The following is a 25,441-nucleotide window of genomic DNA, read 5'->3' on the forward strand; positions in this document are numbered from 1 at the left end:
CACGACGACGGCACGTGGACCGTCGACCAGCACGGCGTCGGCCGTTATCTGTACAGCCACCCGCGACCACCGCCCGGTCCCGCCGGACCGACCCCGCCGGCGGGCCCCGTCAGTGGCGCGCCCGGTACTCGGCCGACGTGGCAGGGGTCGTGTCGGTGCATCCGCTGCGCCCGCACAGGCAGGCGTACGGGAACGCCGGGAGGGTCGCGCCGGTGTGCCGTTCGTGCGCCGCGATCTGGCGGTGGATGACGTCGTTCTCATGACGGCGGCGTGACGACAGCTCCCGCCCCGGTCGTAGCCGCGCGAACGGCGCCGTGGCGGTGCTGACGGCCGCGCGCACCGCCGCCAGGACCTGATCCCAGTCGACGTCGGTCGGCACTTCGACGACGCGACCATCGGCGGCCAGGGCCGCTGACCGCAGGCGTGCGTCGATCACCAGATCGCGCTCGACCAGGGCCTCGACCCGCTGGGCGGCGGCATCCTCCCCCGCCGCGAGCCGGCGCAGTCTGGCCGCGCGCGTCCACTCGGCGGTGGTGACCAGCCAGATCGCGCCGGCGGGCGACCACGTCGCGGCCGCCCGCGGGTGCAGTTGCGGCCCCTCGACCAGGGTCGGCACCCCCGCAACCTGGGCCGCCCGGACATCGTCCAGCACGGTGGGGAGTCTGAGGGCGGACGTGCGCTCGAACTCGTCCGCCGCGGCCACCGGGCCCAGGGCGAGCACGTCGCCGAGCGGTGGCCCGAGGGGGCCGAGGCGTTCCAGGTGGTCGTAGGTGTAGGCGTCGACCGGGTGCAGCGGGAGGTCCAGTTCGCGGGCGAGCCGGCGGGCGATCGTCGACTTGCCGGAGCCCGGGGTGCCCCCGATCCAGAACATCGTCACGGTGTCCACCGGGCGGCCGTGGTGCGCAGGTACGCGGCGACCGCGGCCGGGTCGACCAGCTGGTGCAGGTGCAGGCCGGGCAGGTGGGTGACGGCCCAGCCGCGCTCGCGGGCGTCCCGCGCGGCCGGGGTGTAGTGGTCGCTGAACCGCAGGTACGCGCACGGCGCCGTGTCCCAGCCGGACGGCACGGGGACCCGCTGGTCGTAGTACGTGAGCGGCAGGCGGGGCAGCTCGGCGCACACGGCGCGGCGGGTCGGCTCGTCGGGGAACAGCGGCGACGGATCCTCGTCCCACCAGTCGATCCACGGCGGCAGCCGGCCGTCGACGGCGCGGGGGCGCAGCCGGTCCAGCAGGGCGGGCGCGACGACGCGGGTCGGTCCGGTACGGGCGGGCAGGGCGGCGTCGACGAACACGCACCCGGCCACGGCGTGACCCGCGGACGCGGCGAGGCCGGCGACGATCACCGGCACGAAGTAGCCGGCGTTGCTGTGCGCCACGACGACGAGTGGGGCGCCGCCCGGCAGGCGGGTCACGGCGTCGGTGACCCGCCGGGCGACGGACGGCCAGAACGGCGGGTCGCCGCCGGTCACGCCGAGCAGCGACGGCACCGCCACGGCGGAACCCGAAGCGGTCAGCGCCGCGGCCACCGGTGCCCAGGTCAGCGGGCCGACGAGAGGGCTGTGCACGAGCACGAACGCCGCGTCCATCGGCCCACCGTAACGGCGGGCCGGCGGACGCGGCGTCCGGACGACGCGTCAGGCGACGACGGTCGGGAACCGCTCCCAGACCCGGTGCGCCCCCATCAGCTGCAGCACCTGCGGGAACACCGCCGCGGCCGCGTCGCCGTCGACGACGCCGGGTGAGCCGGCGACCCCGGCCGCGGTGAGCACGGCCGCGCCGGCGCCCCAGCCGCCGATGGCCTTCGCGTGCCGCCAGCACTCCTCGACCATGAGCAGCACCCGCGGGTCGATGTTCGCCGCGGCGGGGGCACCGGCCTTGGCGTCGCGGGCCGGCAGCGCGTCAGGGGCCGGCACCGGCGCACCGGCGACCAGCAGCGCGTCGAACTCGACCGAGCGTGCGGTCGCGAACGTACGCTGCACCGGCAGGCCGCCGACGATCCCGCCGTGCGGGGCGATCAGCAGCGGCACCATGCCGGCGGCGAAGACGCTCTCGCGCAGGGCGCTGATGCCGTCGAGGTCACCGTCGGGGTCCACGACGATGCCGACCATCCGGCCATCGGTGGGCCATACCGCGCCGACCTGCGACAGCGCGGGGCTCGGGGCGGGTTCGGCGAGCGGCTCGGTCGGCTGCGGCGCGGGCAGGCCGAGGCCGGTCGCGACCTGGGCGCACAGCACCGGGTCGATGTTCGCCAGGCACTGCAGCTGCCGTTCCTTGATCGCCTGCTCGTAGCATTTGCCGAGCTCGAAGGTGTACGCGCGGATGATGTGCTCCTGCTCGACCGCCGACATGCTCCGCCAGAACAGCCGGACCTGGCTGTAGTGGTCGTCGAACGACACCGGGTTGGCGCGCACCTTGCTGGCCTCGGTCACGGTGACCGGGACGTCGAGGAAGGCGTGTTCGGCGTCGCCGGCGACGGAGGGGTTGCCGCCGTCGAGGGAGTTCGGCCGGTACGGCGCGACCCCGGCGTGCACGGCGTGCTGGTGGAACCCGTCGCGGAGCATGTCGTTGACGTCGGCGTGCGGCCGGTTGATCGGGATCTGCGGGAAGTTCGGCCCGGCGAGACGGGTGATCTGCGTGTCCAGGTAGGAGAACAGCCGGGCCTGCAGCAGCGGGTCGTTGGTGACGTCGATGCCGGGCGGCAGGTTGCCCAGGTGGTAGGCGACCTGCTCGACCTCGGCGAAGAAGTTCGTCGGGGTCCGGTTCAGCGTCATCCGGCCGATCGGCTGCACCGGCGCCAGCTCCTCGGGCACGATCTTCGTCGGGTCCAGCAGGTCGATGCCCTCGAACGTCTCGTCCGGGGTGTCCGGGAAGACCTGAATGCCCAGCTCCCACTCGGGGTGTGCGCCGGCCTCGATCGCGTCGTACAGGTCGCGGCGGTGGAAGTCGGGGTCCATGCCGCTGATCAGCTGCGCCTCCTCCCAGTCCAGGGAGTGCACGCCGAGCTTGGGCTTCCAGTGGAACTTCGCCAGCACCGTCTCCCCCGCCTCGTTGACCAGGCGGAAGGTGTGCACGCCGAAGCCTTCCATCATCCGGAACGAGCGCGGGATGCCCCGGTCCGACATGTTCCACATGGTGTGGTGCTGGGCCTCGGTGTGCAGGGAGACGAAGTCCCAGAACGTGTCGTGGGCGCTCTGCGCCTGCGGGATCTCCCGGTCCGGGTGCGGCTTGCCGGCGTGGATGATGTCGGAGAACTTGATGCCGTCCTGGATGAAGAAGACCGGCATGTTGTTGCCGACCAGGTCGAAGGTGCCCTCGTCGGTGTAGAACTTGGTGGCGAAGCCCCGCGTGTCGCGGACCGTGTCGGCGGACCCCCGGGAGCCCAGGACGGTGGAGAAGCGCACGAAGACGTCGGTCTTCTTGCCCTTCTTGAGAAAGCCGGCCCTGGTGACGCCCTCCGCGGTGCCGTACCCCTCGAAGACGCCGTGCGCGCCGGCGCCCCGGGCGTGCACGACCCGCTCCGGGATGCGCTCGTGGTCGAAGTGGGTGATCTTCTCCCGGAAGTGGTGGTCCTGCAACAGGATCGGGCCCCGCGGTCCGGCCTTCAGCGAGTGGTCCGTGTCGCGCAGGCGGGCGCCCTGTGCCGTGGTGAGGTAGGCGCCCTGCTGGCCCTTCGCCGTCGGCGGCAGGCCGGTCTTCGCGCCGGTCGGGGTACGGGTGTCGGGGCTGCCCTGCTCCTGCTTCGGCGGCAGCGGATCGACCGGGGCGGTGGGCTCCTCGAGGGTCGGGGTGGCGCCCCCGGGCTTGCCGGGGATGTCCGGGGTCAGCAGGTCGACCACCTTGTCGGCGGCGGCTTCTACGGCGTTCTTGATGACGTTGCCGGGCTTGCTGCCCATGTGCGGCACCTCCATGCGGCGGAAAACATGCAGGTACGACCCGATACCCGGCGCCCAGGAGGGCAAACGCACACATCACGCAAATCGGAACGCGGCGCCGCGCCTCATCGCTGCTCGCCGGCGCGGGCCGCCAGGGCCTGCTCGTCGCGGCGCCGCTGGGTGTGCCGCAGCACGGCGTCGGTGCTGGCGGTGACCTCGTCGACCTGCTCGGCCAGGCCCGGATGCCGGCCGAGGTGGCGGCGGGCGGCGGCGAGCAGCGCGGGCAGCGCGGCGGCGTCCGGGTCGGCGAGGGCCCGGTGCAGCCGGTCCAGGTCGGCGGTGGCCGCGGCCGGCGCGTCCCGCAGGCCGGCCACCTGCCCGGCGAGGCGGCGCAGGTCGGCGGTGTTGTCGGCGGCCCACTGGGCGACCGCCCGCACGCCCGCGCGGTGGTCGCGCTCGGCGCGCACCCGGTCCTCGCGGGTGCCGCCGCCCGCGCCGGCGGCGGGCACGGAGCGCAGGTAGCGGCGCTCGGCGGCCTGCCGGCTGGCCACGCCGAGGGCCGGGGCGAGCGCCTGCCAGCTGACGCCGGCCCGCCGGGCGGCCTCGATCAGCCGCGGCTCGGTCGCCGCCAGCCGCTCCTGCACCCAGCGCAGCAGCTCCAGGGCCTCGAGCACGGCGGCGGTGTCGACGTCGGCGGCCTCCTGGGCGGCGCTGCGCTCGGCGACCGCCGCGACCGCTGCCACGGCGGTGATGAGCGTGTCCGGCCCGTCCGGAGGGCTGATCGTCATGCCCCGCGACCTCCCTCTCCTACTTGTCATCACTTCGTTGACGTTTTGGTTGTCATCGGAACGACGACGTGGTACAACGAATGTAACGCGCATTGACCAAGCAGTCGAGACCCAGGAGGTGGATCACCATGTTGATGCGCAGCGAACCCTTCACCGAGGTCAACCGGCTCGCCCAGCAGCTGTTCGGCGCCCCGACCACGGGCACGTGGTCCCGGCCGACGACCATGCCGGTCGACGCGTACCGCAACGGCGACGAGTTCGTGATCGTGTTCGACCTGCCGGGCGTCGATAAGGACGCGATCGACATCGACATCGAGCGCAACGTGCTGACCGTGCGCGCCGAGCGGCGCCCCGTCGACCTGGGCGAGCACGCGCAGGCGACGCTGACGGAGCGCCCCCTCGGTGTCTTCTCCCGGCAGATGTTCCTCGGCGACGCGCTGGACACCGACCGCATCGACGCGACGTACCACAACGGCGTGCTCGCCCTGCGGATCCCGATCGCCGAGAAGGCGAAGCCGCGCAAGATCACCGTCGGCGGCCACGCCGACCAGGAGCACAAGGTCCTCAACGGCTGATCGGGCCCGCCACACGGCAGGACAAGGTGGTGAGCTGCCATGCACACCGGACTCTCCCCCGAGTGGGACCGTGGCTTCGACGAGGCGTTCACCGACCTCGTCAGCCATGACGACGACCTCGTCCGCGCCGAGTTCACCAGCATGACCCGCGCGACCTGGCCGGCCGGACTCCGTCCGGACCCGCCCCTCGACGCGGACCCGCGGCACCTCGGCCGGGACGAGTGACCCGCGCAGCGAGCGGCCGACGGCACACCGCCGCCGGCCGCTCGCGCGTGCGGTCCCGGCGACGGGCGGCGGCCGGCAACAGTGCCACCGGACGTCGGCATGGATGACTCCGCGCTGGGTACACCGGCGGTATGGCTGCACGCAGACAGAGCACGCACGAACTGGACGCCGAGGAGCGCAACGCCATGTCCGACAGCACGTTCGCGTTTCCCCGGCTGCGCAAGGAACCGCTCAACGACGCCTCGCACGTGCGCAACGCGATCGCGCGGTTCGATCAGGTCCGTGACGCCTCCGACGAGGAGCGGGCGGAGGCGTTCCGCCGCATCAAGCGGGCCGCGAAGCGGCACGGCGTCGAGATGACCGAGACCCGCTGGCAGGACCTGGGCAAGCCCACGGCGACGAAGAAGTCCTCGGACAAGCCGCGCACGCCGACGAAGTCCCAGCGCAACCAGCCCCGCTCGGAGCGCTCCCGCGACGACCTGTACGCCGAGGCGAAACGCCGCAACATCCAGGGCCGCTCCACCATGACCAAGGCGGACCTCATCCGCGCACTGCAGAGCAAGTAGCACGCACCGGCCGGACCGCGGGGCATGACGACGCCGTCATGCCCCGCTCGCCGTCATCCCCCGCTCGCCCGCACCGCGGTGCGCCGCGCCGCCCGGCGCGCGAACGCGGGCGCGTGCTCCGGGCGCAGCCCGACCCCGATCAGGTACGCCGGCACCGCCGACAGCCACGGCACCCGGCGCAGCGCCGCCAGCACCGGCGCGGGCGGGCCGATGCGCCGCCCGGCGAGCGTCGGCGTGATCAGCGCCCGGTGCATCAGCCGCTGCAGGACCTGCACCGCGACCGTGGGCAGCAGCCGGCGGGCGCGGACGGCCGCCAGGTCCGCCGGCGTGGGCCGGCCCCGCCGCAGCGGCCCGGCGAGCAGCGCCGCGGCGGCCACCGCGTCCTGCACGGCGAGGTTGATGCCGACCCCGCCGACCGGTGACATGGCGTGCGCCGCGTCGCCGATGCACAACAGGCCGTCGGCGTGCCAGCGGCGCAGCCGGTTGAGCCGCACGTCGAGGTGGCGCACGTCGTCCATCGACCGCAGCGCGTCCACCCGGCCGGCCAGGTCCGGCATCAGCGCCGCCAGCTCCCGGCGGAACCGTTCGATCCCGGCCGAGCGCAGCTGCGGGTCGGTGCCCTTACGGGCCAGGTACGCGACCTGCAGGTACCCCTCGCGCGGGATGATCACGGCGGCCCGGCCCGCGGCGGCCCGCGGGGTCAGCGCGACGTCGTCCCCCGCGACCCGCGGCAGCCGGAACCACCAGGCGTCCATCGGCACCGGGAACTCCCGCGGCCGCAGCCCGGCCTCGGCGTGCGCGATCGACCAGCGGCCGTCGCAGGCCACGACCAGCGCCGCGCGCAGCTGCCCGGTGGTGCCGTCCTGCGTGCGGTACCGCACCCCGCACACCCGACCCGCCTCGCGCAGCAGGCCGGTCACCTCGGTGCGCATCCGCAGCGTGAAGCCCGGCTCCTGCCGCGCCGCCGAGGCGAGCAGGTCCAGCAGGTCCCACTGCGGCACCATCGCCAGGTACGGGTGCGGCACCCGGAGCCGCCCGAAGTCGGCGAGCACCACGCTGCCGCCGTCCGCGGCGGGCCACGCGACCCGGTCCAGCCGGGTCTGCGGCAGGGCCGCGAAGTCGGGGCCGAGGCCGAGCTCGTCCAGCAGCCGCTGGGTGGACGGGTGCACGGTGTCGCCGCGGAAGTCGCGCAGGAAGTCGCCGTGCCGCTCCAGCACGCTCACCCGCACGCCGGCGCGGGCCAGCAGCAGCCCGAGCACCATCCCCGCCGGGCCACCTCCGATGATCACGCAGTCCGGGTCGGTCATGACGTCACCTCCGCTGCGCTCCGGCGCCGCCCTGACCTCGAAACTGCGCCCATGATGACCAGCTCCTCGCTCCGCTGCGGGCCGGTCATGCCCCGCTCCTACCCGCCGGCGCGCGGTCGATGCCGGGCGCGGCGGGTCAGCCGCCGCGCAGGGTGGTCTCGATCAGGTCGAAGCCGAGGTCGTACCGGATGCCGTCGGGGTTGGTGAGCCCGGCGTCGGCGTACCAGGACGGGTCCGCCTCCGGGTGCGGGCCGACCAGCCCGACGTGCCCGGCGCCGTAGCCGGTGACGACCGCCGCGGCGCCGCCGGTGTCGTACCTGGCCAGGACCGTCACCGTCGCGCCGGCGCGGGGCCGGAACAGCGCGCCGTCCTGGAAGTACATGTGCCGCCGCTGCCCCCGCCAGTCGACGCCGACGACCGTGTCGTCCGTGTCGCGGATCTTCGCCTCGGCGCTGTAGATGTACCCCTCGACACCGACCCCGCTCAGCAGGCCGAACCCGGAGTCGGCACCGGCGAGGTACGCGCCCAGGCAGAACCCGAGGTAGTTGCCGCCGCCGTGCACGAACCCGCGGACGGCGTCGGCGTACCCGCGCAGGCGGCGCCACGCCTGGCGGACGTCGCCGCCGCCGGGTTGTGCGTACACGGTGGCGTCCGCGAGTGACTCCGCGGACAGCGGCCGGTCCTCGCCCGGGCCGCAGAACTCGGTCCGGAACCCGCCCGGGGCGCCGCGCAGCAGCGCCGCGACCGCTTCGGAGCAGCCGGCGCAGGCGGCCTGGCCGCGGTAGACGAGGGCGAGGGGCCGGCCACCGGACAGCATCGCGTATCCGGCGCCGGCCACCCCGCCGAGCACGGCGGCCAACCCGGCGCCCGCGCCGAGCAGGAACCGCCGCCGGTTCATCGGCCGCTGCCCGGCCCGGCCCCGGGGCGCGCCCGCCGCCTGACGATGCGGCGCCGTCCCTCGTCGGGATCCCGCGGCCGGCGCGCGGCGGGCCCCTGCCCGGGCCCACCGGCCGCCGGCCCGCCGGACACCGAACCCCCGGCTCCGGCACCACTTGAGACCGCTGCCTGCCCGGCCGGCGCCGCCGAAGCCGCCGCCGAAGCCGCCGGAGCCGCCTCCGAAGCCGCCGGAGCCGGCTTCCCCGCGGCCGGCTCGGCTGCGGCGGACTCCTCCGGTGCCGAGGCCGACGCCGGTGCCGGTGCCGGTGCCGGGTCCGGGTCCGGCGCCACCGGCGGCTCCGGGATCGGTGGCCAGACCGCCGGTGGTGCCTCCAGGACCGGCGCCCGGGCCGCCGGCGGGGGCTCGAGGACCGGTGGCCGCGGCGCCGGCGCGGCCGAGATCGGTGCCGGCGGGGCCTGGCTCGGGACGGTGGCGACCGCGGTCACCACCACCGGCGCGGGTGCCGCGCCACGGGCCGACACCCACCGCCGGGCCCGGTTGGCCAGCGCCGACACCGCCGCCTCGAGCGGGCCCCGCCCGACCGTGCCCCTGACCGCGAGACCGATGAGGACCGCGCCGATGACCTGCACGAGGCAGCCGTTGGTGGCGCTGTACGTGTCGAAATCGGAGTTGATGAACAGGATGTGCGCGGCGTAGAAGGTCAGCGTCATGCTGCCGGCCGAGGCGAGCGTCACCAGCACGACCGTACACAGCGGGCCCAGCACCCGCCGGGTCACGTGCCCGGCGAGCAGCAGCAGGCCCAGCACCGCCACGGCGCACCCGGCGGCGCCGAACATGTCCGCCGGGGTGCTGGTGTGCGGGGTGTTGACCGCCAGCCACCACCACGTGTCGGACGGCGTGTTGCCGTCGCCGCCGAACGTGAGCAGCTCCTTCGTCTCCGCCACCGACAGCCCGCTGTCCGGCTGCGACTTCCAGATCGCCGCCAGCCCGCCGAAGCGGTACAGCAGCAACTTGGAGATCGCGTTGGCCCAGACGGCGACGACCGCGCCACCGGCCAGCAGCAGCGCCGCGAACCGCCGCCGGGTCAGGTCCTGCCGGCCGAGGACGATGCCGGCGCACACGTACGCCAGCCACGCCGGCGACGGGTAGAAGCCGGTGAGCGTCAGCTCGGTGAGCATGCCGACGGGGTCGTGGACGAGCCGGTCGAACGACGGGTTGTCCAGCTGCGGTGTCGGCAGCCGGGGCAGCAGGAAGTAGTCGGCCGCCGGGCCGCCGGTCGCCAGCAGCAGGCCCACCACGGCGACGGTCCGGGTCCTCAGGTACACCAGCGGGATCGCCAGCAGGAACACCACCGCGTAGTACGGCAGGATCACCGCCTTGAGCACCGAGTCGCCGGCGCACACCAGGAACCCGACCGCGCCGATGGCGACGGCCCTGGTCGCCATCATCGCCGCGACGGCGGCCCGGTCGCCCGCCGCGACCCGGCGGCGGCCGGTGACGAACGCGATGCCGACGCCGGCGAGCACTGCGAACAGCGCCGCGGCGCGCCCGCTGAACACCGTCGCCGACCAGGTCGGATTGCCGGCGGCGTCGGCCTCGTACAGGGCGTGCAGTGTGATCATGCCGAGCAGGGCGACGCCCCGGGCGGCGTCGACGGCGATGAGGCGGGGCCGGCCGCGCGGCGCGGCGGCGGGCGGCGGTGTGGGCGCCACCGGGTCATCGGGCGCGGTCATGCCGTCACCTCCGCTGCGCTCCGGCGCCGCCCTGACCGAAACACTGCGCCCATGATGACCAGCTCCTCGCTCCGCTGCGGGCCGGTCATGACGTCATCACCGCGTCCACCAGGTCCAGGCCGAGGTCGACGCCGAGCCGGTCGACGTGCAGCCCGGCGTCGGCGTACCAGTCGCCGGTGGCCTCCGGGTGGGGGCCGACGACACCGACCCACCCCCGCCCGAAGCCGGCGACGAGCGCGGCGACGGTGCCGTTGGGGTACGTGGCGACGACGGTCGCCCCCGCGTTGGGCCGCAGCCAGAAGTACGGGCCGTCCTGGAAGAACAGCGTCCGGGTGCGGCCCCGCCAGGCGACCTCGACGAGCGTGTCGTGCGGCTCGACGACGGTGGCGGCGGCCGAGGCGATGTACTGGTCGGTGTCCCCCGGCAGCAGCCCGAAGCCCGGGGTCGCGCCGGCGAGGTACCCGCCGAGGCAGAAGCCGAGGTACCGCCCGCCCGCGTGCACGAAGTCGCGGATCTCGTCACGGTGCCGGCGCAGGTGCCGGTAGCCGTGCGAGAGCAGGCCGCCGCCGGGCTGCGCGTAGAGGACCGCACCGGGAAGGGCCCGCGCCGAGACCTGCGTGTCCTCGTCCGGGCCGACGTAGCGCACGTCGAAACCCCAGCGGCTGCCGCGCAGCAGCTGGGCCACCGCCTCGGGGCAGCCCGGTAAGGACGCCGGCCCTCGGTACACCAGGGCCACCAGCGCCCCGCCGGACGGCGCCGCCGGCGCGCGGCACGCCGCGGCCGTGACGCGCCCCGCGCCGGTCGCCCGGGCGCGCCGGGGTGCGATCACCGCGACCCCCGCGGCGGCGGGTTGTCCAGGGTCAGGGCGGTGCACCGCACGCCACCGCCGCCCTTCGCGAGCTGGGTCGTGTCGAGCTCGACCACGTGCAGGCCGCGCTCGCGCAGCGTGGCGGCGAGCCGCGGCGCGCCGCGGGTCATGGTCACGGTGCGGCCGTCGCTGATCAGGTTCAGCGCGAGGCGGGTCGCCTCCTCGAGGCCGACCTCGATCAGCTCCAGGCCCAGCGCGCGCAGCGTGCCGCGGCTGGGCTCGTCGAGGGCCTGCGGGCAGTACGCGAGGGTGTGCGGGGCGTCGACGACGGCCACGGCCAGGTCGAGGTCGTACCAGCGCGGGCCGACGGTGCGCAGCGGGATCACGTCGTAGCCGAGCTCCTCGGCCAGGATGGCGTGCATGCGCTGGTCGGTGCGCTGCCCGTAGCCGGCGAGCAGCAGGTCGCCGCAGGCGAGGGCGTCGCCCTGGCCGCTGAACGGGTACGGCGCCTCGATCACGTCGTAGCCGCGGTCGACCAGCCATTCCTCGAAGTAGGACAGCTCAGCCTTGCGTTCCGGCGGCGGGAAGCCCAGCACGGCCCGGTCGCCGCGGACCACGGCGGCGTTCGCGGTGAACACCATGTCCGGGCACTCGGGGGCGGACGCGACGTATTCGACCCGGCGGCCGGCGGCCAGGTGCGCGGCGACGATCGCCTCGTGCTCGGCGATCGCGGCGGCCGGGTCGGGCTGCACGTCGGTGTGCATGTACGGGTTGATCTCGTAGTCGATGCGGAAGTGGGCGGCGTCGGAAACCAGCAGTTCGGTGTTCACCGGGCGGTGTGCTCCTTGTCTGTGGATGGATCTCGCGTAGCGGTAACGGCCGCGCCAGCCAGTGCACGGCGCGCGGACGTCAGGCACGCCGGTACGGGCGGGCCGGGCGTCTGAGGGGTCAGACAGCAGGGGTCGGACAAACAGCAGGGGTCAGGCGGCGGCGATCGCCGGCAGGGTGGCGACGCCCTGCGCGGGGATGCCCCGCCAGCAGCTGCCGGGGGTGAGCTGTTCGCCCTTCATGAGCAGCGACAGCGACCCGAGCGACACCTCGTCGCCGACGACGGCGTCGTACAGCACGATGGCCCGGGTGCCGATGCTCGCGCCGGCGCCGACGGTGACGACCGACATCTTCATCACCCGGTCCTCGAACAGGTGCGTCTGCAGCGACACCTCGGCGCCCACCGCGGCGTCGTCGCCGATCTCGACCAGGTCGAACTCGGTCAGGTAGGTGGTGCCGATCCAGGTGCGCCGGCCGATGTGGGCGCCGAACCAGCGCAGCACCGGTGGCAGGAACGGCGTGCCGACGAGCAGGCCGACCCCGGCGGGGATCGCCGCGGCCTCGTACAGGCCGGTGACGAACTCGGTGCGGCGCACGAACGTGCTCCACAGCGGCTCGACCCGCGGCCGGTAGGTGCCGATGATGCTGCGTTTCGTCGCCGCGCAGCACCCGATCACCGCGGCGCACGCCGCCACCACGACCAGCGGCGACACCAGCGCCGGCACCGTCAGGTCGCGGCCGCGGGCCAGCGCCGACAGCACCCACAGGTACAGGTAGACGCTCATGCCCAGCAGGGACGCGGGCACGGTCGCGCGGGCGAACTCGACGGCGAGGCGGTGCGCGACCAGCTTGCGCGGCGGGCGGAACGTCTCCTGCTCGCTGAACGAGCCGCTGCTCTGCCGCTTCGGCAGGTGCATCGCGGGCGAGCCGAGCCACGAGGTGCCGTCCGGCACGTCGTCGTCCGGCGGCACGGTCTGCACGCCGACGAGGCTGCCGGCGCCGAGGGTGGTGCCGGCCGGCACGAACGCCGCGTTGCCGACGAACGCCCGTTGCCCGACCCTGGTCGGCAGCAGCGCCATCCGCCCGTTGGCGAACGTGGCGGCGCCGACGCTGGCCATGTCGGCCACGAAGCTGTCCGGGTCGAGGGTGAGCAGGTCGGGGTCGAGGTGGGCGGCGGTGGACACCTCCACGCCCCGCCCGACGCGGGCGCCGAGCAGCCGCAGCCACGGCACCGTGTACAGCGTGGAGTACAGCGAGTTGGTGAACAGCAGGCTGAACTCCAGCAGCTTGTCGGTGATCCACTTGCGGATGCCGAGGCCGGAGCGGACCGGGTGGATGCCGGCCGGGGCGTGCGGCAGCACGAGCCGTTTACCGGCGGCGACGACCGCGCAGGTGGACAGCACGTACAGCGGCCCGGCCGGGACGGTGGCGGCGAGGCCGGCGAGCAGCCCCCAGCGCAGCAGCGCCCACCAGACGAGGACCACGCTGGGCACGACGGTCGCGATGGCGCCCAGCTCCAGGCCGACGGCGCCGGCGACGGCGGCGGCGAGGTGCTTCGGGTGCCAGCCCTGGCCGGCGCCGCGGCTGCCGGTGCCGAGCATCAGCTCCACCGTCGCGCCGAGCCCGGCGACGGGCTGGGCCGGGGAGCCCGCCCAGCGCGCGCCGGCCGGCACGGTCTCGCCCTGCTCGAGCACGGACTGCTCGCCGAGCCCGGCCCCGGCACGCACCGACGAACCCGGCTCCAGTACGGCGTTGGCGCCCACGAACGCGTGCCGCCCGACCGTGATCGGCTCGACGACGACCCAGCCGTGCTCGACCCGCCAGGGCCGCATCGACACGCCGTAGCCGACGGTGGCGTCGGCGCCGATCTCGATCATCGTGGGGATGCTGACGGAGCTGGTCGCGACGGTCGTCCGGGCGCCGACGCGGGCACCGAGCAGCCGCAGGTACCCCGCCATCAGCGGCGAGCCGCTGAGCACGTTCATCGGCCCGATCGTCAGCAGCAGGTCCAGCAGCCACAGCCGCACGTAGGTCGGGCCCCACAGCCGGTACCGGCCGGGCCGGATGCCGGCCGCGACGGGCCGGGCGAGCAGGACCGGCACGATCCAGCGCACGCCGAGGTAGCTCACCAGGATCGCCATCATCAGCTGGACGAGGACCTCGACGGACACCCGGCCGTTGTTCCAGGTGTACACGTAGGACACCGGCAGCGTGATCAGCAGCACCAGCAGGTAGATGACGAGCGCCTGGCCGGCGCCGGCGGCCGCGATCCGGCGGCTGCCGTGCCGCAGCGGCGCCGGGCGGCGCGGCGCGCTCGGCCCGGCGACGGGCGCGGCGAGCCGGCGGGCCATGCCCCGCACCGTCGGGTTGCTGTACAGGTCGCGCACCGCGGCGCTGGCGCCGATGCCGCGGGTGCGCAGCAGCGACACGACCCGCGCGGCGAGCAGCGAGTGCCCGCCCAGGTCGTCGAAGAAGTGCGCCTCGACCGACAGCGCCTGCGGCTCCAGCCCGAACGCCTCGGCCCACACCGCGCGGACCTGCTCCTCGAGGTCGCCGTCGGCGGCCACGATCGTGCCGCGGGCGGGGCGCCGGTTGACCGGGGTCGGCAGCCGCTTGCGGTCGACCTTGCCGCTCGGCATCGCGGGCAGCGAATCGACCGTGTCGAGGTACGCCGGCACCATGTACCCGGGCAGCCGCTCCTGCAGCTGCTCGTACAGGCGCTGCACGAGTGACCCGTCCGGTGCCGGGCAGACGATGTACGCGGCCAGTTCCTTCGGCGCGTCGTCGCCGGGGCCGACCGGGACGAGCGCGGCGACGGCCTCGCTGACGGCGGGGTCCTCCAGCAGCACGTTCTCGATCTCGCCCAGGTCGACCCGGTGCCCGCGGATCTTGACCTCGGCGTCGGCGCGGCCGAGGTACTCGATCTCGCCGTCGGCGGTGAGCCGGCCGAGGTCGCCGGTGCGGTACAGCCGGGATCCGGGCGGCGCGAGCGGATGCTCGATGAACCGGTCCGCGGTCAGCTCGGGCCGGCCGACATAGCCGCGGGCGACGCCGGGCCCGCCGATGCAGATCTCGCCGACCTCGCCGTCGCTGACCGGCCGGCGCTGCTCGTCGAGCAGCACGACGCTGTACGTGGGCAGCGGCCGGCCGATGGTGACGGTGCGGCCCGGCAGCAGCTCGCCCCAGGTCGCGGTGACCGTCGCCTCGGTCGGCCCGTACGTGTTGAGGATGCGCCGGCCCGGTCTGCTCCACCGCTCCACGAGCTGCCCCGGGCAGGCCTCCCCACCGACGAGGAGGTTGCGGATGCGGGGCAGCTCCCGGGGGATCGTCGCGAGCAGGGTCGGCACGCAGTACAGGACGGTGATGCCGGACGTTTCGAGGAAGTCGGCGAGCTCACCGCCGAAGCGCCGCGAGTCGGTGGGTCCGGCGACAAGGGTGGCGCCGACGGACCACGTGGGCCAGATCTCCTCGATCGAGAAGTCGAACGCGATCGTCATGCCCTGGTAGACCCGGTCGCCGGGGCGCACGTCGTACACGCCGGGCACGACGTCGAGGAAGTTGCAGATGCTGGACTGGGCCACCTCGACACCCTTGGGCCGGCCGCTGGAGCCCGAGGTGTAGATGATGTACGCGACGGGGTCGCCGCCGGTGTCGGGGTCCGGGCGCCGCGCCGGCGAGCCGTCCGCCGCCGCGCCGGCGTCGTCGACGCGCAGCACCGGGCAGGGCAGCCCGTCCGCACGGTCGGCGAGCTCCGCCGAGGTCAGCAGCAGCGCGACCGCGGAGTCCTCGGCGATGTAGGCGACGCGGTCCGCGGGCGACTCCGGGTCGATCGGCACGAACGCCCCGCCGGCCTTGCCGACGGCGAGCAGGGCCACGTACGTCGCGACGGAGCGCTGCAGCAGGATCGCCGTGCGGGCGCCGCCGCGGATGCCGAGGGCGCGCAGCCGGTGCGCCAGGCGGTTGGCGCGTTCGTCGAGCTCCCGGTAGGTGAGGCGGGTCCCGTCGCACTCCAGCGCGACGGCGGTCGGGTCGCGGTCGCACGCGGCCTCGAACACGTGGTGCAGGCGCCGCGCCGTCGACCCGTGCGGCCGGGACGGCGGCACGGCGGGCCTGGTGGTTGCCTGGGTCAAAAGTCAGCCCCATCTCTGCTGATGCTGCGGCGGCACCGGGGCGGGCCGGTGTCGCGGCCGTCGCCGGGGCACGGCGGAGCCAACCGCGGCCGGTGTGCATCCGGCCGCGGTCCCAGCGACAGCAATAAACGAAGCGGCGCGCCGGGGCGGATCCCGGGGCGTGCCGTGCCGCCGCGTGACCGGTGCGGTCAAGCGGCGGCAGCGGCACCTGGGTGGGTGCCGCATCACCAGATTGCCGCTCCGCATCCCGTCGCGCGGGCGACCCCGGAACGTCTCACCACGAGACCACCCGTGGCGCGCGACCACCACCCTCGGCGTCCGCCACGCCACCGTCGGTGGCCGCGGGGCATCACACGGGGCCTCACGCCCGCCGATGCGAGCCGTTCTCAACGGGTTTGCGCCGGTACGGGCGCCCGAATCAAACCATTTGACAGTCGCGATACGTTGATCCTCCGTACCTGCCGCGCGGCGGGAGCTTCGGAGGGGGCCATGGCCCTTCCGACCCCAGGAGCTCACGATGCGCCGGGCACCCGCGCTGTCCTTCCTGCTCGTCACCGTCTTCATCGACATGCTCGGCCTCGGCCTCATCGTGCCGATCGCGCCGGCCCTGCTGACCGGCGTCACCGGCGACCCCGCCGCCGGCGCCCGCTGGTCGGGGGTGATCGGCTCCAGCTACGGTCTGCTGCAGTTCCTCGCCTCGCCCCTGCTCGGGCGGCTCTGCGACCGGTACGGGCGCCGGCCGGTCCTGCTCGCGTCGCTGGCCTGCCTCGGCGTGGACTACCTGGCGCACGCGGTGTCGCCCACGGCGTGGCTGCTGCTGCTCTTCCACGCCGTCGCCGGCGCGTGCGCGGGCACGAACACGGTCGTCAACGCGTACATCGCGGACGTCACCCCGCCGCAGCGGCGGGCCCGCGCCTACGGTCTGGTCGGCACGGCGTTCGGGCTCGGGTTCGTCGCCGGGCCCACGATCGGCGGCCTGCTCGGCGCGGTCGACGTCCGGCTGCCGTTCCATGCCGCGGCGGCGCTCGCGCTGGCCAACGTCGCGTACGGCGCGCTGATCCTGCCGGAGTCGCGGCCCGGCGACCGGCGCACCCCGCTGACGTTGCGGACGGTCAACCCCGTGGGCGCGATCGCCGCCGTGCTGCGCCGCCCGGTCCTCGGCCGGCTCACGTACGCCCGGGCCCTGGCCGACGTCGCCCGCATGACCTCGCAGGTGTGCTGGACGTTTTTCGTCACGGCCCGGTTCGGGTGGGGCACCGCGCAGGTCGGCGTGGTCATGGCCGCGGGCGCCCTGGCCGGTGCGGCGTTCCAGGCACGGCTCGTCGGCCCGCTCGCGCGGCGGCTCGGCGACAAGCGCGCCGCCGTGCTCGGCGGTCTGCTCGCAGCGGTGTCGTTCGCCGGTACCGCGGCCGCCGCCGCGCCCTGGGTGCTCTACGCGCTGCAGGCGGTCGGGGTGCTCGCCTCCGTCGGCGGCGCGGCGGCGCAGTCGTGGCTGTCGGGCGCCACCGGCGACGACGAGCAGGGCACCGTCCAGGGCGCGGTGACCGGGATCGGTGCCCTGGCCGAGACGGCGGTGCCGGTCGTGGCCACCGCCGTGTTCGCGTGGTCGCTGGCGCACGGCTCGCCGGGGCTGGTGTTCCTCGGCGCGGCCGCGTGCGCGGCCGCGTCGACGGTCCTGCTGGCGACGACGCCGCCGGCTACTCCCCCGGCGGCACCTGGTCCTTGATGTCGTCGTAGCCCGCCTTGGCGGGCGCCTCGCCCGGCGCGTAGATCACCCGGATGACGCCGGTCGGGTACGCCTCCGTCGCCGTCACCGCGAGGTGGTACGGCGCGTCGCCGTCGTCGAACAGCCGCCGGCCCTTGCGCGCCGCCACCGGGTGCACCAGCAGCCGCAGCTCGTCGACGAGCCCGGCGGCGAGCAGCTGCTGCACCACGGAGATCGAGCCCGGGATGAGGATGCCCTTGATCCCGGGCTCGGCCTTCAGCGCGGTGACCGCCTCGACCAGGTCGCCCTGGATCAGCTCGGAGTTGCGCCAGGTGAACTCCAGCGGCTGGCGGGAGACGACGACCTTGCGCACGTCGCCGAGCTGCTTGGCGAACGGCGCGTCCTCGCCGCCGGCCGCCTCCCGCTCGGGCCACGCACCCGCGAAGCTGTCGTAGGTCTGCCTGCCGATGAGCAGCACGTCGGAGGTCGCGTAGTCCTCGGTGACGGCGCGGCCCATGTTCTCGTCGAAGTACGGGAAGTGCCAGTCGGGGTCGATCTCGGCCACGCCGTCGGCCGAGATGAACAGCGTGGAGATGACCTTTGCCATCGCGTTGGTCCCTTCGAGTCGGCGGTACCCGGCCGATTCTCGCGGATATCCGGGTTCCGGCTGCAACCGGGCACGTCACCCGCAAATGTGGGCATAAGGGAAACCATGATCAACCCGCTCCGAGGTACCGCAATGACGACACCAGCCGTCTACACGGCGGTGAAGATGAGCGGGCTGGCCGGCCGCGCCCCGGCCGGGGCGGTCGGGGACGGCCGGACCCGCGCCGCGGCCCGCCGTTGACCCCTGCGGCGAACTGCCGGGATCGGCCCGGGTTGGGGCCGGTGCCGGGTCTCACGGAAAGTAGTTTTTTCCGCCTGCTGGCAGTACGCCAGCCGGCAGCTCCGCGCTGAGCTGGGATCATCCGTCACAGCCGTAACGTCACTGGCCGTGTTCGGTCCTTACCGACGCTTGCCTGGGCATCGGCTGCCTGCGTAGGTTGCCCGTCGCCGTCCCGCGCGTCTGCGCGGGACGTTGTCGTGCGGGGAGCTCAGCGTGTCCTTCAGTCGTCTCAGCGCCACCACCGGTCGGTCGCGCCTGTGGTGTGCCGCGGTCGCCGGTGCCGTGGTCGCGTCGATGTTCGTGGCCCCACCGGTGGCCGCCGCCCCACCGTCATGGCCGACGCCCGCGGCGCCGGCCGCCGGGTCGTCGGTGCCGGTCTCGCCGGTCGGTGCGCGGGTGGCGGCGAAGGCGCCGTCGGAGACGGGTCCACGGTGGAGCGCGGGCGCGCCGTCGTGGCCCGCCGGTGGCGACGGCGTCATCGCGGTCGACACCGCGACGACCGGCGCGGCGCGGTCGGCGCAGGCGGCGGGCTCGGGCAGCGCGCGGGTCGGTGGGCTCGGGCTGGCCGTCCGCGGCAACGGCGGGGACTCGCTGAACGAACGCGCGCTGGTGCACGGCGCGGCGGCGGGCACGGCGTCGGCGGTGCCGGGCTCGGTGAAGGTGTCGGTGGCGGACCGGGCCGCGACGGAGGCGGCCGGGGTCAAGGGCGTGCTGTTCACGGTGCTGCGCGCCGACGGCTCGGCCGGCGCGTCGAAGGTGGCACTCGACCTGGACTACTCCGGGTTCGCCGACGCGTACGGTGCGGACTACGGCGGCCGGCTCCGGCTGGTGCGGCTGCCCAGCTGCGTGCTGAGCACGCCTGACCTGCCGCAGTGCCGGATCCAGACCCCGGTGCCCGGGGTGGTCAACGTCGCCGAGACCAAGGTCGTGTCGGTCGACGCGGTCGACGTCGGCGGGCAGGGCGCGCGGACCTTCGCGGCGAAGGGCGGCGCGACGCCGACCGTGCCGGCGGCCGGCGCCTGGGGGCCGAGCGAGACCGAGGTCCGCAAGGCCTCGGGCGGCGGGGCGGAGGCGCGGAGCACGAACGGCACGCCGCGGACCACCGCCGCGTCGATGAGCGAGCAGCCGGTGTACGCCCTCGCGGCGACGGCCGCGTCGGCGCAGGGCGACTTCGCGCACACGACGTTGGCGCCGACGTCCTCGTGGGCGGCGGGCAGCCAGGGCGGCGAGTTCTCCTACAACGTGCCGATCACGATGCCGCCGGTGTCCGCGGGGCCGAAACCGACCCTGGCGCTGCAGTACTCATCGTCCACCGTGGACGGCAAGACGACGTCGACGAACAACCAGGCGTCGTGGGTCGGTGAGGGCTGGGACCTGCAGACCGGCTACATCGAGCGGTCGTACCGGCTGTGCACGGAGGACGGCGGCACGACCGGGGACCTGTGCTGGTTCACCGACAAGGTGATCACGATGGTGTTCAACGGCAGGTCGACCCGGCTGATCAAGGACGACAACACCGGCGTGTGGCACCCGGAGGCCGACGACGGCTCCAAGGTCGAGCTGCTGACCAACGACGTCGGCAACGGCGACTACTTCAAGGAGTACTGGCGCATCACCACGCAGGACGGCACCCAGTACTCCTTCGGCAAGCACAAGCGCTACGCCACGGACCCGGACGCGACGAACTCCGTGCAGAAGGTCCTCGTGTACGGCAACAACGCCGGCGAGCCGTGCAACGTGGCGGGGCAGCCGTGGAACTCCGGCTGCGACCGCGCCTACCGGTGGAACCTCGACTACGTCGTGGACCCGGCCGGCAACTCGATGACGTACTTCTACGAGCGCTACCAGGGCAAGTACGGCAACTTCAACGGCGCCAACAACTGGGTGTACGACCTGACCGCCCGGCTCAAGCGCATCGACTACGGCGCCCGCGCCGGCAGCGAGGGCACCGCCGCCCCCGTCGCCCGGGTGAACCTCGTGGAGAACTCTCGCTGCGACCCGAACTCCGCCGGCTGCTCGTCGTACCCGGACGTGCCGTGGGACCAGTACTGCCCGACGACGCAGACCACGCCGTGCTCGCAGTACACGCCGACGTACTGGACGCCGTGGCAGCTCGCGATGATCAACACCGAGGTGTACGACGCGGCGACGGGCGCCTACCGCCCGGTCGACTCCTACTACCTGAGCAAGACGTTTCCCAGCCCGAGCGACGGCACCGCCGCGGCGCTGTGGTTCAGCGCGCTGCAGCACACCGGCCGGTCCGGCGCGTCCGGCGCGGACATCACGCTGCCGGCGATGACGTTCGGCGGCCAGGCGATGGCGAACCGGGTCAACAACGGCACCAGCAACCACTTCCGGATGACGTTCGTGACCACCGGCACCGGCGAGCAGATCGCGGTGAGCTACAAGCCGGCCGAGTGCACCGCGTCCAGCGTGGCCACGTACTCCGTGGACCAGAACACCCACATGTGCTTCCCCGGCAACGGGTCCTGGTTCCACAAGTATCTGGTTGACAAGATCACCACGAGCGACCTGACCGGGTCCTCGCCGGACGAGGTCACGTCCTACACCTACTCCACGGCTGGCAGTACCGTGCCCGCGCTGTGGCGACTGGGCAGTAACGAGGCCACGACCTCGCACGTGTACGACGACTTCGCCGGGTTCCCGACCGTACGGACGGAACACGGCCCGGTCGGCGGTCCACGGACCGTCACCGAGAAGCTGTACCACCGTGCCCTGGCCGGAGACACGCTGCTCAACGGCACGCAACGCCAGGTATGGGTGGTGGACTCCAGCGGCACCCAGACCTACGACTACGGCCAGGTCCGCGGGTCCCTGCGCGAGGAACGCACGTACGACGGCACGACCCTGCGCGGCAAAACGTTCCACACGTGGCGGTTCGCGGGCCCCAACGGCTACGACAACCCGACCGCAACCCGCACCGGCACCTGGGCCGGCGCCGTCCCGGCGAAGGCGTACCAGGCTGTGGAGTACGAGACGACCACCCACACACTGCTGTCCGGCGGCACCTGGCGATGGACCCGGCAGGCCCGCGACTTCGACACCTACGGCCTGCCGGTCAAGGTCACCGACTACGGCGACGCCGGCACCGCCGCCACGGCGGACAACGCCGGTAAGGCCGGGGACGACACCTGCACCACCATCGCCTATGCCCGCGACATCGCCAGGTGGCTGGTCAGCTACCCCTCGCAGACGGTCACCACCGACTGCGCGGCGAGCCCTTCGGGCGCCAACCACCTGTCCGGCCTGCAGACGCAGTACGACGGCGGTGCCGTCGGCGCCATGCCGACAAAGGGCCTTGTGACCCGGACCAACACGCTGTCCGACGTCTCCGGCACCACGCTGACCTGGATCCAGGCGAGCCGCACCACGTACGACACCCTCGGCCGGATCACCGGCGAGTACGACGCCCTGGAGCACGGCACCACCACCGCCTACACACCCGCCGGTGTCGGCCCCGTCACCGGCATGACGATCACCAACCCGCTCGGGCACGTCACCAGCAGCACCGTCGACCTGACCCGGGCCGAGGTGATCCAGATCGTCGACCCGAACAACCGGGTCACCACCATGCAGTACGACTCGCTGGGCCGGCTCACGAAGGTGTACAAGCCGCACACGCCGCCGGTCGGCACGCCGGACCTGCAGTACACCTACGCCCTCACGGCCGGCGGTGCGAACAGCGTCTCGACCAGGACACTCGCCGCCAACGGCACGCAGATCGAGACGTTCGAGGTGTACGACGGCAAGCTGCGCCCCAAGCAGACGCAGACACCGTCACTGGGCGCGGCGGGCGGCCGGGTCATCACCGACGTCAGCTACGACGGCCGGGGACTGGCGAGCAGGAGCAGCACGCTGTGGAACTCCGGCGCGCCGTCCGGCACCCTGGTGACCTTCGCCGACACGGCGGTCACCCGGCAGACCCGCACCGCCTACGACCTCATGGGCCGCCCGACCACCGTCGGCGTCTACTCGGCCAACGTGCTCAAGTCGCAGACCACCATCACCTACGACGGTGAACGGACCACCGTCGTGCCGGCCGACGGCGGCGCTACCAGGACGATCACGGACGCCGGCGGGCGGACGACCAGCGTGCTGCGGTTCCCGACGGCCAGCCCGACCGGCACCGCCGAGACCACCACCTACGCCTACGACCGGGTCGGGCGGCTCAAGACGCTCACCGACGCGGCCGGCAACCAGACGACCTACACGTACGACCGGGACGGGCAGCTGCTCACCACGACCGACCCCGACACCGGCACGACCACCGACGTCTACGACAAGGCGGGCCGGCGCACGTCCACCACCGACGCCCGGTCACAGAAGATCACCACCGACTACGACAACCTCGACCGGCCGACGGCCCGCTGGGCCGGCGCCAGCGGCACCGGCACGAAGCTGGCGACCTGGACCTACGACACCCTCGCCAAGGGCGAGCTGACCTCGTCGACCCGCTGGGTCGGTTCAGACCAGTACACGACCGCCGTCACCGGCTACAACGACAGCTACCAGCCGACCGGGCAGACCATGACCGTGCCGATGGTGCAGGGCGCCCTCGCCGGTTCGTACACCACCTCCTTCGGCTACGACAGCGTCGGGCACCTCACCAGCGTCGGCTATCCCGCCGGCGGCGGGCTGGCGGCGGAGACCGTCACCTTCGGCTACACGACGCTCGGCGCGCCGGTCACCGCCTCCGGCATCGACCCGTACGTGACCGCGACCTCCTACACCGAGCTCAATGAGCTCAGCCAGCGGGTCTACGGCACGTCCGGCATCGCGCAGCTGACCCGGCAGTACACCTACGAACCGGCGACCGGGCGGCTGGCCACCGTCAAGTCGCTGCTGCCGAACCAGGCGCAGGCCGGCCAGTACACCACCGCGCAGCAGGACACCTACGCCTACACGGCCAGCGGCGACGTCACCCGGATCACCGACGGCACCGACAACCAGTCCCAGTGCTACCGCTACGACGGGCACCACCGCCTCACCGAGGCGTGGACCGCCGTCGACGCCTGCGCCGCGGCGCCGACGACCACCGCGATCGCCGGCTCCGGCAAGTACCCGTACTGGGACAGCTGGACGATCGACAGCGCCGGCCGCCGCACCACCGACGCGCACCGGGTCAGCGCCGCCGACGTGACTACCCGCACCCACACCTATCCGGCGGCGGGTGCGGCCCGCACCCACGCGGCGACGTCGGTCAAGTACACCGGCGCGGTCACCCGCACCGACACCATGACCTACGACGCGGCCGGCAACACCAAGACCCGCAGCGTCAACGGCATCGGCACGGACCTCACCTTCAACAGCGAGGGCCGCTTCGCCGCCGCGACCGTCCACGCCCTCAGCGGCGACCAGGTCACCAACCACCTGTACGACGCCGACGGCGGCCTGCTCATCCGCAAGGAACCCGGCGGCACGACCCTCTACGCGGCCGGCCAGGAGTACAAGGCGGTCGGCGGGACCGTCTCCGCGACCCGCTACTACAGCAGCGGCGGGGCCGTCGTGGCGGTGCGCACCGGCGCCGGCAAGCGCTGGCTCGCCGCGGACCACCAGGGCTCGGCGAGCCTCACCGTCGACGCCGCGACCGGTGCGGTGCAGCGCCGCTGGTACACCCCGTACGGCGCCGACCGCGCGGTCAACGGCACCTGGCCCACCGACCGCGGCTTCCTCGACAAGCAGACCAACCCGTCCACCGGCCTGATCGATGTCGGCGCTCGCGAGTACGACCCGAACCTCGGGGTCTTCCTCAGCCCGGACCCGCTCGTCGACCCGGACGACCCCAAGTCGTTCAACGCCTACGCCTACAGCCACCACAACCCGGTCACGCTGAGCGACCCCAGCGGCCTGTGCCCAGCCGACCGGTGCGAGGGCTACGGCCAGAACCCCGGCCAGAGCACGGGCGTCAAGGCCAAGCCCGGCCCGCACGGCATCGGCGTGGACTACCAGCCCGACTCCGCCAGTCCCGCCGACATCGAACGGGAGAAGGCGCGGCTGGCCGCCGAGGCCGCCAAGAAGCAGCTCATCGACGCCGCCATCGCCCTCGGCAAGATCGTCCTGGACGAGCTGGGCATCACCGCCGGCTTCGACTGCTTCTTCAGCGGCGACCTGGGCGCCTGCGCCGAGACCGCGGTCAACGTCGTGCTCTCCCTCGTCGGCGGCTTCGCCGGCAAGATCGCCGCGAAGTACCTGATCCGCATCAAGCAGGGCGTCAAGCTCGTCAACAAGGTCTGGAACCTCGTCAACAAGCTCATCGACGGCGTCAAGGCCTGGCTGAAGAACTCGAAACTGCTCAAGAAGCTCGACGAGGTCGCCGAGACCGTCACCACGAAGGGCGACAACCTCGGTGGGTGCACGGGGGGCGCCAACAGCTTCCAGGCCGGCACCCTCGTGCTGCTCGCGGACGGCACCACGAGACCCATCGAAACCCTCAAGGTCGGCGACGTGGTCCTCACCACCGACCCGGTGAGCGGCACGACCGAACCGCACAAGATCACCCAGCTCCACGTCAACGACGACAAGGAGTTCACCGACCTCACCGTCACCGCCGGTACGGACGCCGGCGCGGTCATCAACACCACCCAGGAACACCCCTTCTGGAGCACCACCCGCAACGCCTGGACGCACGCCGGAGCTCTCCACCCCGGCGAGCGGCTGCAGACCGACGACGGCACCGCGGTCGACGTCCTCACCAGGGCGAACTACACCGGCGCCAGGACGATGTACAACCTCACCGTCGCGACCATCCACACGTACTATGTGGTCACCGGAATCCACGGAGTTCTGGTCCACAACACCGGCCCAGGGTGCGATCTGCCGAAGCCGCCCACGGGACGGGGATCGGTGCCGCCGGCGGAGCGCGACCCCCAACGGCTCTTCAGCAGAGGCCAGGTCCAGGACAAGCTGGACGAGAACGGTAATGTCTGCGCGAAATGTGGCGAACCGCTCGAGCTCGGCGACGCGAAGGGCCATCATGTGCAAAGGCATGCCGATGGCGGGGCAACTGATCCTGACAACCTTGCCGTGCTGTGTGATGCCTGCCATAAGGAGATCCACCGTAGATGAACGGAGCAGCGAACCCGGACCGGCGGCAGCGTCTCG

16 protein-coding genes are annotated in these 25,441 nt (G+C 73.6%); 5 read left to right on the forward strand and 11 right to left on the reverse strand.

Annotated elements, in window-relative coordinates; all coding sequences use genetic code 11:
- Positions 1-109: 109 nt before the first annotated feature.
- The 4 genes from OP18_RS32030 to OP18_RS32045 all read right to left on the reverse strand — a co-directional run bounded on the left by OP18_RS32030 (position 110) and on the right by OP18_RS32045 (position 4,658).
- Entirely contained in the window at positions 110-886 is a 777-nt protein-coding gene (locus OP18_RS32030; RefSeq protein ID WP_052387647.1) for a hypothetical protein, read from the reverse strand.
- Complete coding sequence (locus OP18_RS32035) at positions 874-1,584, reverse strand: alpha/beta fold hydrolase (protein ID WP_033362839.1); 711 nt, start codon at positions 1,582-1,584, stop codon at positions 874-876. The genes OP18_RS32030 and OP18_RS32035 overlap by 13 nt, the downstream gene beginning before the upstream one ends.
- A gap of 48 nt (positions 1,585-1,632) precedes the next feature.
- On the reverse strand, positions 1,633-3,891 hold the full coding sequence (locus OP18_RS32040) for a catalase (RefSeq protein ID WP_033362880.1): 2,259 nt from the start codon (positions 3,889-3,891) through the stop codon (positions 1,633-1,635).
- Between the two features lie 104 nt (positions 3,892-3,995).
- Positions 3,996-4,658 carry a hypothetical protein gene (locus OP18_RS32045; protein WP_063745650.1) on the reverse strand — a complete coding sequence of 221 codons (663 nt, stop codon included), beginning with the start codon at positions 4,656-4,658 and terminating at the stop codon, positions 3,996-3,998.
- Positions 4,659-4,786: 128 nt separating this feature from the next.
- On the opposite strand from OP18_RS32045, the gene OP18_RS32050 reads away from it, so the two are divergent.
- The 3 genes from OP18_RS32050 to OP18_RS32060 all read left to right on the forward strand — a co-directional run bounded on the left by OP18_RS32050 (position 4,787) and on the right by OP18_RS32060 (position 6,024).
- On the forward strand, positions 4,787-5,233 hold the full coding sequence (locus tag OP18_RS32050; RefSeq protein WP_033362840.1) for an Hsp20/alpha crystallin family protein: 447 nt from the start codon (positions 4,787-4,789) through the stop codon (positions 5,231-5,233).
- Between the two features lie 39 nt (positions 5,234-5,272).
- On the forward strand, positions 5,273-5,458 hold the full coding sequence (locus OP18_RS32055; RefSeq protein ID WP_033362841.1) for a hypothetical protein: 186 nt from the start codon (positions 5,273-5,275) through the stop codon (positions 5,456-5,458).
- A gap of 131 nt (positions 5,459-5,589) precedes the next feature.
- Complete coding sequence (locus OP18_RS32060) at positions 5,590-6,024, forward strand: DUF6582 domain-containing protein (RefSeq protein ID WP_033362842.1); 435 nt, start codon at positions 5,590-5,592, stop codon at positions 6,022-6,024.
- A gap of 53 nt (positions 6,025-6,077) precedes the next feature.
- On the opposite strand, the gene OP18_RS32065 is transcribed toward OP18_RS32060, so the two are convergent.
- The 6 genes from OP18_RS32065 to OP18_RS32090 form a co-directional block, all read right to left on the reverse strand.
- Positions 6,078-7,331, reverse strand: coding sequence for an FAD-dependent oxidoreductase (locus tag OP18_RS32065; RefSeq protein ID WP_033362843.1), 1,254 nt, complete (start codon positions 7,329-7,331; stop codon positions 6,078-6,080).
- A gap of 136 nt (positions 7,332-7,467) precedes the next feature.
- Positions 7,468-8,229 carry a hypothetical protein gene (locus OP18_RS32070; protein ID WP_033362844.1) on the reverse strand — a complete coding sequence of 254 codons (762 nt, stop codon included), beginning with the start codon at positions 8,227-8,229 and terminating at the stop codon, positions 7,468-7,470.
- On the reverse strand, positions 8,226-9,962 hold the full coding sequence (locus OP18_RS62010) for a heparan-alpha-glucosaminide N-acetyltransferase domain-containing protein (protein WP_052387648.1): 1,737 nt from the start codon (positions 9,960-9,962) through the stop codon (positions 8,226-8,228). Before OP18_RS62010 ends, OP18_RS32070 begins: the two co-directional genes overlap by 4 nt.
- 85 nt (positions 9,963-10,047) lie before the next feature.
- Positions 10,048-10,791, reverse strand: a complete 744-nt coding sequence (locus tag OP18_RS32080; RefSeq protein ID WP_245635598.1) for a BPL-N domain-containing protein — start codon at positions 10,789-10,791, stop codon at positions 10,048-10,050.
- Complete coding sequence (locus tag OP18_RS32085; protein ID WP_033362845.1) at positions 10,788-11,600, reverse strand: dimethylarginine dimethylaminohydrolase family protein; 813 nt, start codon at positions 11,598-11,600, stop codon at positions 10,788-10,790. Before OP18_RS32085 ends, OP18_RS32080 begins: the two co-directional genes overlap by 4 nt.
- Positions 11,601-11,750: 150 nt before the next feature.
- Positions 11,751-15,728 (reverse strand): Pls/PosA family non-ribosomal peptide synthetase, encoded by a 3,978-nt coding sequence (locus OP18_RS32090; protein WP_211273738.1) that lies wholly within the window; start codon positions 15,726-15,728, stop codon positions 11,751-11,753.
- A 517-nt stretch (positions 15,729-16,245) separates the two neighbouring features.
- Between OP18_RS32090 and OP18_RS32095 the strand changes: the two genes are divergently transcribed.
- Positions 16,246-17,454 carry a tetracycline resistance MFS efflux pump gene (locus tag OP18_RS32095; RefSeq protein WP_033362846.1) on the forward strand — a complete coding sequence of 403 codons (1,209 nt, stop codon included), beginning with the start codon at positions 16,246-16,248 and terminating at the stop codon, positions 17,452-17,454.
- On the opposite strand, the gene OP18_RS32100 is transcribed toward OP18_RS32095, so the two are convergent.
- Positions 17,426-18,040, reverse strand: a complete 615-nt coding sequence (locus OP18_RS32100) for a dihydrofolate reductase family protein (protein ID WP_033362847.1) — start codon at positions 18,038-18,040, stop codon at positions 17,426-17,428. The two genes, OP18_RS32095 and OP18_RS32100, sit on opposite strands and share 29 nt — an antisense overlap.
- 492 nt (positions 18,041-18,532) lie before the next feature.
- On the opposite strand from OP18_RS32100, the gene OP18_RS32105 reads away from it, so the two are divergent.
- Positions 18,533-25,405: a polymorphic toxin-type HINT domain-containing protein gene (locus OP18_RS32105; RefSeq protein WP_033362848.1), complete on the forward strand. Its 6,873-nt coding sequence runs from the start codon at positions 18,533-18,535 to the stop codon at positions 25,403-25,405.
- The last annotated feature ends 36 nt before the right edge of the window (positions 25,406-25,441 follow it).

Source organism: Dactylosporangium aurantiacum (assembly GCF_000716715.1).
Classification (GTDB): domain Bacteria; phylum Actinomycetota; class Actinomycetes; order Mycobacteriales; family Micromonosporaceae; genus Dactylosporangium; species Dactylosporangium aurantiacum.